The 14,882-nt window shown below is 69.2% G+C and carries 14 protein-coding genes; 1 reads left to right on the plus strand and 13 read right to left on the minus strand.

What is annotated here, in order from left to right; all coding sequences use genetic code 11:
- Positions 1 to 13: 13 nt before the first annotated feature.
- The 7 genes from pyrF to pyrR are packed head-to-tail and all read right to left on the minus strand — an operon-like array spanning position 14 to position 8,936.
- A complete protein-coding gene (pyrF, locus tag DMB86_RS11870; RefSeq protein ID WP_113717997.1) occupies positions 14 to 880 on the minus strand; it encodes an orotidine-5'-phosphate decarboxylase in 867 nt (288 codons plus the stop codon).
- Positions 873 to 4,211, minus strand: a complete 3,339-nt coding sequence (gene carB / locus DMB86_RS11875; RefSeq protein ID WP_113717998.1) for a carbamoyl-phosphate synthase large subunit — start codon at positions 4,209 to 4,211, stop codon at positions 873 to 875. Before carB ends, pyrF begins: the two co-directional genes overlap by 8 nt.
- Positions 4,211 to 5,422 (minus strand): glutamine-hydrolyzing carbamoyl-phosphate synthase small subunit, encoded by a 1,212-nt coding sequence (gene carA, locus DMB86_RS11880; protein WP_113717999.1) that lies wholly within the window; start codon positions 5,420 to 5,422, stop codon positions 4,211 to 4,213. The genes carB and carA overlap by 1 nt, the downstream gene beginning before the upstream one ends.
- A complete protein-coding gene (locus DMB86_RS11885; RefSeq protein WP_227878339.1) occupies positions 5,415 to 5,972 on the minus strand; it encodes a PH-like domain-containing protein in 558 nt (185 codons plus the stop codon). Before DMB86_RS11885 ends, carA begins: the two co-directional genes overlap by 8 nt.
- Entirely contained in the window at positions 5,972 to 7,306 is a 1,335-nt protein-coding gene (locus DMB86_RS11890; protein ID WP_113718000.1) for a dihydroorotase, read from the minus strand. Before DMB86_RS11890 ends, DMB86_RS11885 begins: the two co-directional genes overlap by 1 nt.
- The gene (locus tag DMB86_RS11895; RefSeq protein WP_113718001.1) at positions 7,303 to 8,331 is read right to left on the minus strand and encodes an aspartate carbamoyltransferase catalytic subunit; all 1,029 of its coding nucleotides are present in this window, start codon (positions 8,329 to 8,331) and stop codon (positions 7,303 to 7,305) included. Before DMB86_RS11895 ends, DMB86_RS11890 begins: the two co-directional genes overlap by 4 nt.
- Positions 8,328 to 8,936: a bifunctional pyr operon transcriptional regulator/uracil phosphoribosyltransferase PyrR gene (gene pyrR, locus DMB86_RS11900; RefSeq protein ID WP_113719529.1), complete on the minus strand. Its 609-nt coding sequence runs from the start codon at positions 8,934 to 8,936 to the stop codon at positions 8,328 to 8,330. The genes DMB86_RS11895 and pyrR overlap by 4 nt, the downstream gene beginning before the upstream one ends.
- 128 nt (positions 8,937 to 9,064) lie before the next feature.
- On the opposite strand from pyrR, the gene DMB86_RS11905 reads away from it, so the two are divergent.
- The gene (locus tag DMB86_RS11905) at positions 9,065 to 10,405 is read left to right on the plus strand and encodes a PrsW family glutamic-type intramembrane protease (protein ID WP_129545521.1); all 1,341 of its coding nucleotides are present in this window, start codon (positions 9,065 to 9,067) and stop codon (positions 10,403 to 10,405) included.
- 19 nt (positions 10,406 to 10,424) lie between these two features.
- Here the strand turns inward: DMB86_RS11905 and nusB are convergent, their stop codons facing one another.
- From nusB to aroC, 6 genes are all read right to left on the minus strand, one after another.
- A complete protein-coding gene (gene nusB / locus DMB86_RS11910; protein ID WP_113718003.1) occupies positions 10,425 to 10,871 on the minus strand; it encodes a transcription antitermination factor NusB in 447 nt (148 codons plus the stop codon).
- Positions 10,871 to 11,434 carry an elongation factor P gene (gene efp / locus DMB86_RS11915; RefSeq protein ID WP_113718004.1) on the minus strand — a complete coding sequence of 188 codons (564 nt, stop codon included), beginning with the start codon at positions 11,432 to 11,434 and terminating at the stop codon, positions 10,871 to 10,873. The genes nusB and efp overlap by 1 nt, the downstream gene beginning before the upstream one ends.
- A gap of 71 nt (positions 11,435 to 11,505) precedes the next feature.
- The gene (locus DMB86_RS11920; RefSeq protein ID WP_113718005.1) at positions 11,506 to 12,006 is read right to left on the minus strand and encodes a tetratricopeptide repeat protein; all 501 of its coding nucleotides are present in this window, start codon (positions 12,004 to 12,006) and stop codon (positions 11,506 to 11,508) included.
- The gene (aroB, locus tag DMB86_RS11925; RefSeq protein ID WP_113718006.1) at positions 12,007 to 13,098 is read right to left on the minus strand and encodes a 3-dehydroquinate synthase; all 1,092 of its coding nucleotides are present in this window, start codon (positions 13,096 to 13,098) and stop codon (positions 12,007 to 12,009) included.
- Positions 13,095 to 13,673 carry a shikimate kinase gene (locus tag DMB86_RS11930; protein WP_113718007.1) on the minus strand — a complete coding sequence of 193 codons (579 nt, stop codon included), beginning with the start codon at positions 13,671 to 13,673 and terminating at the stop codon, positions 13,095 to 13,097. Before DMB86_RS11930 ends, aroB begins: the two co-directional genes overlap by 4 nt.
- A complete protein-coding gene (gene aroC / locus DMB86_RS11935) occupies positions 13,673 to 14,872 on the minus strand; it encodes a chorismate synthase (protein WP_113718008.1) in 1,200 nt (399 codons plus the stop codon). The genes DMB86_RS11930 and aroC overlap by 1 nt, the downstream gene beginning before the upstream one ends.
- Positions 14,873 to 14,882 lie beyond the last annotated feature (10 nt).

A 14,882-nucleotide genomic window follows, 5' to 3' on the forward strand; every position in this document is an offset into this window, starting at 1 on the left:
GCCGCCTGCCGCGTCAAAGTCCGCGCAGCGATTTCTCGGCCGCGCGCCGCAGCGCACCCGCGCCGGGCCCTGCCTGCAGTATGCCGCGGCTGGAGGTGGCCAGGACCGCCGGGTAGGCGGCGCCGAACGTCTTCCTGATGTCCGACGCCGTTGCCCCCTGCGCGCCGAGCCCGGGCGCAAGGATGGGCCCGTGCACGGCAGCCAGGTCGATGTCCAGCTCCGCCAGCGCCGTCCCCACCGTGGCGCCGACGACCAGGCCCACGGGGCCCAGGACATCTGCGGCGTGGCGCTGGTTTTCGACGGCTGCCGCGTGGGCGATGCGACGGGCCACGGAATCGGCGCCGCCCACATGCTGGACCGATGCTCCTTCGGGGTTGGAGGTCAGGGCGAGCACAAAGACCCCCCTGCCGTTGGCAGCGGCCACGTCGAGCGCCGGCCGCAGCGATTCAAAGCCCAGGTAGGGGCTCAGCGTCACCGCGTCCGCGGCAAGGGCCGAACCGTCACGCAGCCACGCGTCGGCGTAGCCCGCCATGGTGGATCCGATGTCCCCGCGCTTGGCGTCCGCAATGGTGAGCACTCCTGCCCGGGCCGCCGCCGCAAGGAGTTCCTCCAGTACGGCGAACCCGGCCGAGCCATGCCGTTCGTAGAGCGCCACCTGAGGCTTGATGGCTGCGGCCACGGGAGCCACGGCATCCAGCACCGTCTGGGAAAACGTGCGCAGGGCGTTCACGGAGTCGTCCAGGCCCCAGGCCGCCAGCAGCCCGGGGTGCGGGTCGACGCCCACGCAGAGCTGTCCCCTGGCGTGCATGGCCTCGGCCAGGCGGGAGCCGAAGGGTTCCCGGGCGCCGGCGCCGGGGGCCGCCGCGCCCGACTCAGGCATGCTGTTCCGCCAGGCTGTTTTGCTCCGCCAGGCCGGCCTGGAGGACGGCCGCGTGTTCCTGCAGGCTGGTCACGTCCCACTCGTAGGTGCGCAGGGCCTCCATGGCCTGGACGGCTACGTTGAACTCCGCCACCGTGGTGATGCACGGGCGGCCGTTGGAGACCGCTGCGGCGCGGATCTCGTAGCCGTCGCCGCGGGCCTGTCCGCCGGAGGGCGTGTTGAAGATCATGTCGATCTCGCCGTCGTTGATCAGGTCCACGATGCTCCCGCCGTCGCCGGCACTTTCTGCACCTACGGCGCGCTCCCCGATCTTGCGCACGGTGGTGGCGTGGATGCCGTTGCGGCGCAGCACGTCGGCAGTGCCGCCGGTGGAGACGATCTCGTAGCCAAGGTCCACCAGGCGTTTGACGGCCATGATGATGGAGCGCTTGTCCCGGTTGGCCACCGAGACAAAGACCTTCCCGGAGACGGGCAGGGCGCCGTTGGCCCCGGCCTGGCTCTTGGCGAAGGCGGTGTCAAAGTGCTTGTCGATGCCCATGACCTCGCCCGTGGACCGCATTTCCGGGCCCAGCAGGGAGTCCACCACGTGTCCTTCCGGGGTGCGGAAGCGGCTGAACGGCATGACGGCCTCCTTGACGGCGACGGGCGCGGAGTCGGGCAGCGAGCCGCCGTCGCCCACCTCGGGCAGGATGTGGTGGACGCTGCGCAGGTGCGCGATGGAGACGCCGGTGCCGATCAGGGCCGCCGCCTTGGCCATCTGCACGCCCGTGGCCTTCGAGACGAACGGCACCGTCCGGGAGGCGCGCGGGTTGGCCTCGAGCACGTACAGGACATCGGAGGCCAGGGCGAACTGGATGTTGATCAGCCCGCGCACCCCCACGCCCTCGGCGATGGCGAGGGTGGCCTTGCGGACCCGCTCCTGCACGTCCCGGCCCAGCGTGATGGGAGGCAGCACGCAGGCGGAGTCGCCGGAGTGGATGCCGGCCTCCTCGATGTGCTCCATGATGCCGCCCAGGTACATGTCCTTGCCGTCGTAGAGCGCGTCGACGTCAATTTCAATGGCGTCCTCGAGGAACCTGTCGATCAGGACCGGGTGGGCCTCGGTGATTTCCGTGGCGTTCTTGATGTACCGCGAGAGGTTCGCCTCGTCGTACACGATCTCCATGCCGCGTCCGCCCAGGACGTAGGACGGGCGGACCAGGACAGGGTAGCCGATCTCGTCGGCGATCTTCTTGGCATCGCTGAAGGAGACGGCCGTGCCGTTCTTGGGGGCCACCAGGCCCGCCTCGTCCAGGACTCGGGAGAACATGCCCCGGTGCTCGGCCAGGTCAATCGATTCCGGGGAGGTGCCCAGGATGGGGACTCCGGCGTCGGCCAGCTCCTGTGCCAGCTTCAGCGGCGTCTGGCCGCCCAGCTGGACAAAGACGCCCATGACGCCGCCGGTGCGTTCCTCGGCGGCGATGACCTCCAGCACATCCTCCAAGGTCAGCGGCTCAAAGTACAGGCGCGTGGAGACGTCGTAGTCGGTGGAGACGGTTTCCGGGTTGCAGTTGACCATGACGGTCTCGTAGCCGGCCTTGCGCAGCGCCATGGAGGCGTGGACGCAGGAGTAGTCGAACTCGATGCCCTGTCCGATGCGGTTGGGGCCGGAGCCGAGGATGATGATGGAGGGCTTGGCGTGCAGGCCGATCTCGTCCTCCTCGTCGTAGGACGAGTAGTGGTACGGGGTGTAGGCGGCAAACTCGGCGGCGCAGGTGTCCACCGTCTTGTAGACGGGCCGGATGTCCAGTGCCTGGCGGACGCCGCGCACCACGGCCTCGGAGTTGTGCGTCAGGGCGCCGATCTGGGCGTCGGAGAAGCCGTGGCGCTTGGCCAGGCGCAGCATGTCCGGCGTGAGGGCCGTGGACTGGCGGATGGTGGCGGAGACCTCGTTCAGCAGCACCAGCTGGTCCAGGAACCAGGGGTCGATCCAGGTGGCCGCGTACAGCTCCTCGACGGTCCCGCCGCCCAGCAGGGCGCGCTGCACCTGGGACAGCCGGTCCGTCGTCGGGCGCTTGGCGGCCTCGATGAGGTCCGGCACGTCCAGGGCGTTGACCGAGCTGAAGTCCAGGCTGGCCCCCTTTTGCTCGAGGGAGCGCAGCGCCTTCTGCAGGGCCTCGGTGAAGTTGCGGCCGATGGCCATGGCCTCCCCCACGCTCTTCATGGTGGTGGTCAGCGTGGGGTCGGCTGCCGGGAATTTCTCAAACGCGAAGCGCGGCACCTTGACCACGACGTAGTCGAGCGTGGGCTCGAAGGAGGCAGGCGTCTTCTGCGTGATGTCGTTGGGGATCTCGTCCAGCGTGTAGCCCAGGGACAGCTTGGTGGCGATCTTGGCGATCGCGAAGCCGGTGGCCTTGGATGCCAGCGCCGAGGAGCGCGAGACGCGCGGGTTCATTTCGATGACGACGACGCGGCCGGTGTCGGGCTCGATGGCGAACTGGATGTTGCAGCCGCCGGTGTCCACGCCCACCTCGCGGATGACGGCGATGGAGATGTCGCGCAGGTTCTGGTATTCGCGGTCCGTCAACGTCATGGCCGGGGCCACCGTGATGGAGTCGCCCGTGTGGACGCCGACGGGGTCGAAGTTTTCGATGGAGCAGACCACCACGACGTTGTCGTTCTTGTCCCGCATCATCTCCAGCTCGTATTCCTTCCAGCCGAGGATGCTCTCTTCGAGCAGGACCTCGGTGGTGGGGCTGTACTGCAGGCCCTGGCCGACGATGCGTTCCAGGTCGTCCGGGTTGTACGCCAGGCCTGAACCGAGCCCGCCCATCGTGAAGGAGGGCCGGACCACCATGGGATACCCGAGGTCCTCGGCGGCCGCGAAGGCCTCCTCCAGGGTGTGGATGATGTGGCTGCGCGCGCTCTCTGCCCCGCAGCGCTCCACGACGCCCTTGAACTTTTCCCGGTCCTCCCCGAGCTCGATGGCGGCGATGTTGGCGCCGATCAGTTCCACGTTGTACTTGGCCAGTACGCCGTTCTTGTCCAGGGCGATGGCCGTGTTCAGCGCGGTCTGGCCGCCCAGGGTGGGCAGGACGGCGTCGGGACGCTCCTTGGCAATGATCTTCTCCACCACCTCGGGGGTGATGGGTTCCACGTAGGTGGCGTCGGCGAACTCGGGGTCGGTCATGATGGTGGCCGGGTTGGAGTTGACCAGGATGACCCGCAGGCCTTCCTCCTTCAACACGCGCAGCGCCTGGGTGCCGGAATAGTCAAACTCGGCGGCCTGGCCGATCACGATGGGCCCGGATCCGATGACCAGGACGGACTTAAGGTCTTCTCTCTTCGGCATTACTTGGATTCCTCGGTCTCGTTCTTCTCTGCTGCGGAATTTCTCGGATGGTCGTTCATCAGCGCGATGAACCTGTCGAACAGGTAGGCCGCGTCGTGCGGGCCGGCCGCCGCCTCGGGGTGGTACTGGACCGAGAAGGCCGGGATGTCCAGACAGGACAGGCCCTCCACCACCTGGTCGTTGAGGCTGATGTGGCTGACCTCAACCATGCCGAACCGCTCCTCGGGGGCCCGGGTGGCGCCCTCGAGCGGGGCGTCAACGGCGAAGCCGTGGTTCTGGCTGGTGATCTCCACCTTGCCGGTGCCGCGGTCCATGACCGGCTGGTTCATGCCGCGGTGGCCGTAGCGCAGCTTGTAGGTCCCAAAGCCGAGGGCACGGCCCAGGATCTGGTTGCCGAAGCAGATGCCGAAGTACGGCACGCCGGCGTCCAGGAAGCTGCGCACGAACGCGACCTGGCGGTCCGCGGTGGCGGGGTCGCCGGGGCCGTTGGAGAGGAACACGCCGTCGGGCTCGAACGCCATGGCCTCCTCGAAGGTGGTGGCGGCCGGCACCACGTGGACGCGCACGCCGCGCTCGGCAAACCGGTGCGGCGTCATGGACTTCATGCCCAGGTCCAGGGCGACGATGGTGAACAAGGGCTCCCCCTCCCAGCCGTGGTCGGAAGGTTCGACGGCGTAGGCCTGGGCCACGCTGACTTCCTCCGCGAGCTGGAGGCCCTCCATGGCCGGCTGCGCGAGGACCTCCTCCAGCAGTTCGGCCCGTGGCCGGGCCGCGGAGCCGCCGGAGAAGATGCCGGCCTTCATGGCGCCGCGTTCACGCAGGTGGCGGGTGATGGCGCGGGTGTCCACGCCCTGGATGCCGACAACCCCTTGGGAGGCCAGTTCGTCATCGAGCGTCCCTTCGGAGCGCCAGTTGGAGGGGCGCCGGGCGGCGTCGCGGACCACGTAGCCGGCGGCCCAGATGCGGGTGGACTCATTGTCCGCCGCGTTGACGCCGGTGTTGCCGATGTGCGGGGTCGTCTGGACGATCAGCTGGCGGGCGTAGGAGGGATCGGTCAGCGTCTCCTGGTAGCCGGTCATGCCGGTGGTGAACACCGCCTCGCCAAGAGTGGTACCGACGGCCCCGTAGCTGGTGCCGCGGAAGGCGCGGCCGTCTTCCAGCAGCAGCAGGGCCGGTGTTGTTGCCTGTGCGGGCACGCTTGCTTCACTCATTCTCATCGTTCTTTCTTCTTGTGTCTGCATCAGGTCGTTCTGTTGTGGGCGTTTCCGCCTGTGCCGGGGCCAGCGCCTTCAGGGCCTGGAGCAGCGGCTTCTTGGCCGTGGCCTCCGTGGTCCGGAATCCGGTGTCGACCAGCTTGCCGCCCAGGGTCCAGGTGATGACCACCAGGCCGTCCCTTTCCACGAACTTGCCCGCCATCCCGGCCGCGGTGCCCACGTCGTCGATGGCGGCTGCGGCGATGTAGATGTCCGGCGCCCCCTGGCGGAGCAGGAGCACGCCGGTGCTGCGCAGTTCCAGGGTGGCGTTGGTGCGGATGCCCAGCCCGTGGACGGCGATCCTGTCCAGCCAGTCGCCGGCCGAGGTGGTGGTGACGTACTGGCCGGCCACGCTCAGGGCGGGGGGCCCGGCGTCGTCCGGGATGGCGGGGAGGTCCGCGACGCCGGCCTGGCGCCTGAGCCTGCCGCGCCAGCCCCACCACATGAGGGCGAAGATGGCCAGCAGGATCAGGAAGGTGATGATGACCGGCCCCGTGCGTGCGCCCATCAGTTCGCCCCATGGCGGTAGGGGGTGTTCAGCGCGCCGTTCAGGACCGTGGGGTGGCCGCGGAAGAACGTGGCCACCACCCGCCCGGGCAGTTCCAGGCCCGCGAACGGGGAGTTGCGTCCCTTGGTGGCCATGGCGGCAGGATCCACGTTCCAGCGGGCCGCCGGGTCCACCAGCACCAGGTTGGCCGGCTCCCCCACCTCCAGCGGGCGTCCCTGGCCGTCGAGCTGCCCGATCCGGGCCGGGGCGGTGGAGGTGACGCGGGCAAAGTCCGCCCACGTCATCAGGCCGGTCTCGATCATGGTTTCCTGCACCACGGAGAGGGCCGTTTCCAGGCCGGTCATGCCCATGGCTGCGGACGCCCATTCGCAGTCCTTGGCCTCGCTGGGATGCGGGGCGTGGTCGGTGCCGACAATGTCGATGGTGCCGTCGGCCAGGGCCGCGCGCAGGGCGTGGACGTCGGCGTCGGCCCGCAGCGGCGGGTTGACCTTGTACACGGGGTTCCAGCTGCGCACCAGCTCCTCCGTCAGGAGCAGGTGGTGCGGGGTGACCTCGGCGGTGACGTTGATGCCCCGTTCCTTGGCCCAGCGGATGATCTCCACCGAGCCTGCCGTGGACACATGGCACACGTGGAGCCGGGAGCCCACGTGCTGGGCCAGCAGGACGTCGCGGGCAATGATGGATTCCTCGGCGACGGCGGGCCACCCGGCCAGGCCGAGGACGGCGGAGACCTTGCCCTCGTTCATCTGCGCCCCGGCCGTCAGGCGCGGCTCCTGTGCATGCTGGGCGATCACGCCGTCGAACGCCTTGACGTATTCCAGTGCCCGGCGCATCATGACGGGGTCGCTGACGCAGATGCCGTCGTCGGAAAAGACCCGGACGCGGGCGCGGGAGTCGGCCATGGCGCCGAGCTCGGCCAGCTGCTCGCCGGCCAGGCCAACGGTCACGGCGCCGACGGGGCGCACGTCCACCCAGCCCGACTCGCGGCCCAGCTGCCAGACCTGCTCCACCACGCCCGCGGTGTCCGCGACGGGCGAACTGTTGGCCATCGCGTGCACGGCGGTGAACCCGCCCAGGGCCGCGGCGCGGGTGCCGGTTTCCACGGTCTCGGCGTCCTCGCGGCCGGGCTCGCGCAGGTGCGTGTGCAGGTCCACCAGGCCGGGCAGGGCCACCAGGCCCGCGGCGTCAACGACGGTGGCGCCGGCCGTGGACTCCCCGTCCTGCGTGCCCAGGTTTTCCCCGATGGCGGCGATGACGCCGTCACGGACCAGCACGTCCGCCGTCGCCGTGCCCAGCAGCGAGGCCGAGCGGATGAGGTAGCTGGCGTGGTTCATGAAGGGTCCTTTGCGGAAGTCAGTATTGCGGCCGGCAGGGCCGGCGTGCGGGCGGGGGCGGCCGCCATGCCGCCGGAGAGGAGCAGGTACAGCGCGGCCATGCGCACGGAGACGCCGTTGCTGACCTGGTCCAGCACGGTGGAGCGTGGCGAGTCAGCCGCTGCGGAGGAGATCTCCAGTCCGCGGTTCATGGGGCCGGGGTGCATGACGATCGTGTCCTTGAGCGCCAGCGCGTCCAGCCGGGCGAGCCGGGCGTCGTCGAAGCCCCAGCGGCGGGCATACTCGCGGGTGGAGGGGAAGAAGGACGCGTTCATGCGTTCGGCCTGGACGCGCAGCATCATGACGGCGTCCACGCCCTTCTCCAGGGCGGCGTCCAGGTCATAGCTGACGTCGCAGGGCCAGTGGTCGACGCCGACCGGCAGCAGGGTGGGCGGGGCCACCAGTGTGACGTGGGCGCCGAGCGTGCGCAGCAGCCACACATTGGAGCGGGCCACGCGGGAGTGCAGCACGTCCCCCGCGATGAGCACGCGCATCCCCGCCAGGTCCCCGCCGACCGAGGGCGTGCCGGACAGCTTTGACCAGTGGGCCCGCATGGTGAAGGCGTCCAGAAGTGCCTGGGTGGGGTGGGCGTGGGTGCCGTCGCCGGCGTTGATGACGGCGGCGTCGATCCAGCCCGAGGTGGCCAGCCGGGCCGGGGCGCCGGAGGCCCAGTGGCGGATGACGACGGCGTCGGCGCTCATGGCCTCCAGCGTCTGGGCGGTGTCCTTGAGGGATTCACCCTTGGAAACAGAGGAGCCCTTGGCGCTGAAGTTGATGACGTCGGCGGAAAGGCGCTTTGCCGCGGCCTCGAAGGAGATCCTGGTCCGGGTGGAGTCCTCGAAGAAGAGGTTGACCACGGTGCGCCCGCGCAGCGCCGGCAGCTTCTTGACCTCGCGTTCGCCCACCGCCGACATTTCCTGGGCGGTGTCCAGGATGGCGATGGCGTTGTCCCTGCTGAGGCTTTCCGTGTCCAGCAGGTGCCTCATGCGCCGGCCTCGATCACAACTTCATCGGCTGTGCCGGGCCCGTCGAATTCGGCCAGGCGCACGCGGACCTTTTCGGCGGAGGAGGTGGGCAGGTTCTTCCCCACGTGGTCGGCGCGGATGGGCAGTTCCCGGTGGCCGCGGTCCACCAGGACCGCCAGGCGCACGGCCTGCGGCCGGCCCAGGTCGACGAGGGCGTCGAGGGCCGCACGGATGGTGCGCCCGGAGTAGAGGACGTCGTCCACGAGCACCACCACCTTGCCGTCGATCCCGGAGACGGGCAGTTCGGTGCGCTGCGGTGCACGGGTGGGCTGGCGGGCCAGATCGTCGCGGAACATGGTGACGTCGAGTTGTCCCGTGATGGCGGCGGGTTCGATGCGCGGATCGGCGGCCGCCAGTTTCGCGGCCAGGCGCTGGGCGAGCGGGTAGCCGCGGCGTGGAATGCCGAGCAGGACCAGGTTCGCCGGGCCCTTGTTGGCCTCGAGGATTTCATAGGCGATCCGGGTCAGTGCGCGGTCAATGTCAGCCGCTGATAGGACCGTACGGGACGAGGTGGGCGCTGGCGCGCTGGCCGGGTGTTCGGCGGATGCTGCGGAGGTGCTGGCCATTTTACTTTGAGTCCCCTTTCCCCGCCTCACAGGACGGAATTAAAAGGTTGGTTGCTGCTCCCAAAACTACCACAGCGACCTGCCCGGTCTGCCGCCGGCGGGGCCCCTCGGCCGCTAGGCTTGGAAGCATGAGCGAACCGGGGAACTGGCACAGCCAGCCGTGGCAGGATCCGCAGCGCGGCGCGCCGCGGCCGCCGCTCCCTGCCGGCGACCCGCAGCCCGGACAGTCACCGGGACTGGCGCCGGGAACGCATCCCCACGCAGCGCCGGGAACCCAGCTGACCCCGGCCGCCGCGTACTGGTCCCATCCGGCCCCGGCCGCGCGCCCCCCAAGGCGGAAGGCGCCGGGGGCAAAAGTGACCAACATCATCGTGCTGTGCCTGTTCGTCGCCGTGGCGCTGGGGACCCTGGCGGTGTTCGCGTTTGCCATCGGCACAAGCGTCTTTCTGGTCTGCGGCGCCTTGGCCCTGGTCCCGCTGGCCATTTGTGTCATGACGCTGGTGTGGATCGACCGGTGGGAACCGGAGCCGAAGGCGGCCCTGGTCCTCGGCTTTTGCTGGGGCGCGGGCATGTCGGTGGTGACGGCCCTGGTGGTGGGCGGCTGGGTGCAGCCGCTGCTCATGGCCTCCAACGCGTCGGCCGATCCGGGCATGGTGGGCGCGGTGGTGCAGGCGCCCCTGGTGGAGGAGGTCTGCAAGGGCGCCGGGGTGCTCCTGCTGTTCTTCCTGCGCCGGCGGACCTTTGACGGCCCCATCGACGGTGTGGTCTACGCCGGCATGGTTGCCGCCGGCTTCGCGTTCACGGAGAACATCCTGTACTTCGGGCAGGCGTTCAAGGACAGCGGCGGCCATGCCGGCGGGCTGGTGGGGATCTTCGTCATGCGCGGGCTGATGTCCCCGTTTGCGCACGTCATGTTCACGAGCGCCCTGGGTGCCTGCGTGGGGTACGCGGCCCGGCACGGCGGCACGGCGATGGTGCTGGGCGCCTGGGCGGTGGGCCTGGTGCCCGCCATGCTGCTGCACGGGCTGTGGAACAGCCTGACGTTCATCCACGGCAACTTCTTTGTGCTGTACCTGGTCCTGCAGGTTCCCGTGTTCGTCCTGTTCATCGCCGGGATCGTGCTCCTGCGCCGGGCCGAGGCCAGGCTGACCCGCCGGCGCCTGGCCGACTACGTCCCGTCCGGTTGGTTCAGCCAGCCCGAAGTGCCGATGCTGGCCTCCGGTGCGGGCCGGCGTCGTGCGCTGGCGTGGTCCAAGACCTTTGGCGCGGACCGTCCCATGAAGGAATTCATCCGGTTGGCGACACGGCTGGCGTTCACGCGCCAGCGCCTCATGGTCGATGCCCGGGGCGCCGCGGGCAGTGCGGCGGCCAGGCGCTTCAAGGCCGCGCAGCAGCAGGAGCTGGAACTGCTTAACGCCGCGACGGCCGCCCGCAGCGAACTGCTGTCCCGCCACGCCGCCCGCCCTTAAATGCGAACTAGTCTGGGGGCTAGGCGAGCAGGGTGGGCTTGACCTGCTGCAGGCGCCCCAACAGCCCGTTGACGAACTGCGGGGATTCGTCCGTGGAAAGCACCTTGGCCAATTCCACGGCTTCGCTGACGGCGACGGCGTCGGGCACGTCGTCGTTGTACAGCAGTTCCCAGGTTCCGAGGCGCAGGATGATGCGGTCGACGGCGGGCATGCGCTCCAGCGTCCAACCCTGCGAATATGTCTGCAGGTGCTCGTCGATGCTTTCCTGCATGGCCGTGACGCCCTCAACCAGGTCGACCGTGTAGGGGTTGATGATCTGGTCGGTCTTTTCACGCCGGGCCGTCAGGGCGGAGAACGCCGTGACGCCGCGCTGTTCGGACTCGAACAAAATGTCCAAGGCGCGGCGGCGTGCCTTGCTGCGGGCCGAGTTCGGCTTGGTGCCGGGGCCGCCTTGACTGCCTGCCACTATTCGCTGACTCGTCCCTGGTAGCTGCCGTCGCGGGTGTCGACCTTGACCAGCGTGTTGTTCTCGATGAACAGGGGCACCTGGATCTCGTAGCCGGTTTCCACCGTGGCGGGCTTGGTGCCGGCCGAGGAACGGTCGCCCTGCAGGCCGGGCTCGGTGTAGGTGATACGCAGCTGGACCGACGGCGGCAGTTCCAGGTACAGCGGGCTGCCTTCGTGGAGGGCGATGGTGACGTGCAGGTTTTCCAGCATGAAGTTGGTCGCGTCGCCGACCACGGAACCGGCGACCGTGAGCTGGTCGTAGTTCTGGGTGTCCATGAAGACGAAGTCTTCGCCGTCCTGGTACAGGTACTCATAGTTGGAGCGGTCGACGGTGGCGGTCTCGATCTTGAGGCCGGCGTTGAACGTCTTGTCGACGACCTTGCCGGAGAGGATGTTGCGCATCTTGGTGCGGACAAAGGCCCCGCCCTTGCCGGGCTTGACGTGCTGGAACTCGATGATGTTCCAAAGCTGTCCTTCAAGTTTGAGAACAGTGCCGTTCTTGATGTCGTTGGTCGTTGCCACAGTTGCCTCTAACGTATAAGTGTTATCAAAAATCCATTGACCATACTACCGCATCGGGTGGCGGCTGCCGGCTACGCGCGCTCAGCCAGGTCCTGGGCCCGCTGCAGGGACACCGTGGAGGAATAGATCGCGGCCGCGTCCGCCCCCGAGGCGACCCGCTGGTCCAGTGCCGTGGAGAAGCACCGTGCGGCGGCGGCGAAGTTGCCGTTGGAAAAGTACACTTTGCCCAGCTGCTGGTTGACCCAGGCCTCCAGGGAGGAGTCGGCAACGGTGGGCAGCAGGGCCTTAAGCACGCGTTCGGCCCGGTCGAACTGCCCCATGGCACGCAGCACCTCCGCGTCCAGGACCTGCAGCCGCAGCGAGCCTGGGTCCAGGAGACGGGCGTCGGCGGCCATTTCCGCGGCCTCGGCGTTGAGCCCGCGGGCCAGCAGGACGAACACGTGGTCCGCCGCATCCCCGGATTCCTCCAGGGCCGCCGCGCACTTGTCCTCGTCCACCACCTCCGGCAGCAGGGTCTCGGGGTTCACGGCAGTGCCGGGGAATCCCGCCGATGGCCAGTCCTTCAATGCCATTTAGGACGCAATCTCCTGGTAGGCGGCGAAGAGCAGCGACGGATCCGGCACCTCGAGGATGCCGGGGCGGCCGATCCCGTCCAGCACCACAAAGCGCAGCAGGTCCCCGCGGGTCTTCTTGTCCCGGCGCATGCCGTCCAGCAGAGCCTGCCAGCGGTCCTTGCGGTACGTCAGGGGCAGGCCCAGCAGCTGAAGGATGCTGCGGTGGCGGTCCGCATCGGCGTCGCTGAGGCGTCCCACGCTGCGTGCCAGTTCGGCGGCGAACATCATGCCGACCGAGACCGCCGCGCCGTGCCGCCAGGAATAGCGCTCCGCGTGTTCGATCGCGTGGCCCAGCGTGTGGCCGTAGTTGAGCGTCTCGCGGAGTCCATTCTCGGTCAGGTCCTCGGAGACCACCTTCGCCTTGACGGTGATGGCGCGCTCGATCAGCTTGCGCAGCACGTCGGAACGCGGGTCCCTGACGGCCTCCGGGTTGGCCTCAATCAGCTCCAGAATGGCGGGGTCGGCGATGAAGCCGCACTTGACCACCTCGGCCATGCCGGAGAGCAGTTCGTTGGGCGGCAGCGTATCCAGGGTGTCCAGGTCCACCAGCACGCCGGCCGGCGGGTGGAAGGCGCCCACCAGGTTTTTTCCCTCGGCGGTGTTGATGCCGGTCTTTCCGCCCACGGAGGCGTCCACCATGCCCAGCAGCGAGGTGGGGAGGTGCACCACCTTGACCCCGCGCAGCCACGTGGCGGCCACAAAGCCGGCAAGGTCCGTCACGGCGCCGCCGCCCACGGCCACGATGGCATCGGATCGGGTGAAGTCATTTTGTCCCAGCACCTGCCAGCAGAAGGCGGCGACCTGGATGTGCTTGCCTTCCTCGGCGTCGGGGATCTCCGCGGTCAGCGACGTGAACCCGGCGGCGGCCAGGTCCTCGCGGACCGCTTCGCCGGTGGCCCGCAGGGCGCGCGGGTGGATCACCAGCACCCGCTTGACCCGCTCCCCCAGCAGTCCGGGCAGCAGCGACAGCAGCCCGCGTCCCACCACGACGTCGTAGTTGTCGGCGGCGGCAGTGCCGGTGACCTTGATGACTGTGTTCAATTCATTCACGGTGCGGTGTTCTCTTTCCTTGATTCAGCGGCCAACAGGGCGATGAGCTGGTCAACCAGCTCCGGCACGCTTGACTTGCCGACGTCGATGGTGATGTCGGCCAGGCGGGCATAGACAGGGCCGCGCGCGGCCGCGAGCCGCGACCAGGCGGCCACGGGATCGGCGGCCAGCAGGGGTCGGCCGGTGTTGCGGACAATGCGTTCCTTGACCGTCTCCACGGTCGCCCGCAGGAACACGACGGTGGCCTTCGCCAGCAGCTGCTGCGTGCCGGTGTCGAGCACGGCCCCGCCGCCCAGGGACAGCACCACCGCCTTGGGCTCCGGCCGGTCCAGGACGTCGGCCACGGTGCGGGCTTCGAGCTGGCGGAAATAGTGTTCCCCGCGGGCGGCAAAGATGCGCGGAATGGCCCCGTGCTTGGCGACGATCCGCTGGTCGGTGTCGACAAACTCGAGCCCCAACTTCCGCGCCAGTTCGGCGCCGATCACCGACTTGCCCACGGCCATCGGCCCGATCATGACGATGGAGCGGTCCGGCCGCGGCTGAGGCTCCCCGGAGTGTCCCGTCCGCGCTGCCATCAGCGACCCAAGGTGTCCAGATTGGCCGGGATGGCGGCCAGGTAGCTGTCCATGTTCCGCTTGGTCTCGGCCATGGAGTCCCCGCCGAACTTCTCCAGGAGCGCTTCGGCCAGGACCAGGGCGGTCATTGCCTCTGCCACGACGCCTGCGGCCGGCACGGCGCACACGTCCGAGCGCTGGTGGTGGGCCTTGGCGGGAGCGCCGGTGGCAACGTCGATTGTCTGCAGGGCACGGGGCACCGTGGCGATGGGCTTCATGGCGGCCCGCACGCGCAGGACGTCGCCTATGCTCATGCCACCCTCAATGCCGCCGGCCCGGTTGGAGGTGCGGGTGACGCGGCCGGAGGCATCGCGCACAATTTCATCGTGCGCCGCGGAACCGCGGCGGGCGGCGGTGGCAAAGCCGTCGCCGACCTCCACGGCCTTGATGGCCTGGATTCCCATGAGGGCGCCGGCGAGCCGGGAGTCGAGGCGCCGGTCCCAGTGCACGTAGCTGCCCAGTCCCGGAGGCAGTCCGTAGGCGAGGACCTCCACGACGCCGCCGAGGGTTTCGCCCTCCTTGTGGGCGGCGTCGACCTCGGCGACCATGGCGGCGGAGGTTTCGGCGTCAAAGCAGCGCAGCGGATCAGCGTCCAGGGCGGCAACGTCGGTGAAGGTGGGCACGGCGGCGTCGGGCGGCGAGGCCACGCCGGCTATCTGCACCGTATGGCTGACGAGTTCCACGCCGACGGCGGCCAGGACTTGCGCCGCCACCACGCCCAGCGCCACGCGGGTGGCTGTTTCCCGGGCGCTGGCGCGTTCCAGAACGGGGCGGGCCTCGCTGAAGCCGTACTTTTGCATGCCCGTGAAATCGGCGTGGCCGGGCCGCGGGCGTGTCAGGGGCGCGTTGCGTGCCTGCTCGGCGAGCTCGGCGGGGTCCACGGGGTCCGCGGCCATGACCTGTTCCCACTTGGGCCATTCGGAGTTGGCGATCTGGATGGCGACGGGTCCGCCCTGGGTCAGGCCGTGCCGCACGCCGCCAAGAATGGTGACCACGTCCTGCTCGAACTTCATGCGCGCGCCGCGCCCGTAGCCGAGCCGGCGCCTGGCCAGGGCGTCCCGGACGAGGGCGCCGGTGAGCTCCACCCCGGCCGGAACGCCTTCAATAATTCCCACAAGGGCCGGTCCATGGGATTCCCCGGCGGTCAACCAACGCAACATGTATTCCATC

The sequence above is a fragment of the Arthrobacter dokdonellae genome (assembly GCF_003268655.1).
Lineage (GTDB): Bacteria > Actinomycetota > Actinomycetes > Actinomycetales > Micrococcaceae > Specibacter > Specibacter dokdonellae.

Bases quoted from the DNA above. Each gene is read 5' to 3' on its own strand.
- pyrF (WP_113717997.1), bottom strand. From the start codon at position 880: ATGCCTGAGTCGGGCGCGGCGGCCCCCGGCGCCGGCGCCCGGGAACCC.
- carB (WP_113717998.1), bottom strand. From the start codon at position 4,211: ATGCCGAAGAGAGAAGACCTTAAGTCCGTCCTGGTCATCGGATCCGGG.
- carA (WP_113717999.1), bottom strand. From the start codon at position 5,422: ATGAGTGAAGCAAGCGTGCCCGCACAGGCAACAACACCGGCCCTGCTG.
- DMB86_RS11885 (WP_227878339.1), bottom strand. From the start codon at position 5,972: ATGGGCGCACGCACGGGGCCGGTCATCATCACCTTCCTGATCCTGCTG.
- DMB86_RS11890 (WP_113718000.1), bottom strand. From the start codon at position 7,306: ATGAACCACGCCAGCTACCTCATCCGCTCGGCCTCGCTGCTGGGCACG.
- DMB86_RS11895 (WP_113718001.1), bottom strand. From the start codon at position 8,331: ATGAGGCACCTGCTGGACACGGAAAGCCTCAGCAGGGACAACGCCATC.
- pyrR (WP_113719529.1), bottom strand. From the start codon at position 8,936: ATGGCCAGCACCTCCGCAGCATCCGCCGAACACCCGGCCAGCGCGCCA.
- DMB86_RS11905 (WP_129545521.1), top strand. From the start codon at position 9,065: ATGAGCGAACCGGGGAACTGGCACAGCCAGCCGTGGCAGGATCCGCAG.
- DMB86_RS11920 (WP_113718005.1), bottom strand. From the start codon at position 12,006: ATGGCATTGAAGGACTGGCCATCGGCGGGATTCCCCGGCACTGCCGTG.
- DMB86_RS11930 (WP_113718007.1), bottom strand. From the start codon at position 13,673: ATGGCAGCGCGGACGGGACACTCCGGGGAGCCTCAGCCGCGGCCGGAC.
- aroC (WP_113718008.1), bottom strand. From the start codon at position 14,872: ATGTTGCGTTGGTTGACCGCCGGGGAATCCCATGGACCGGCCCTTGTG.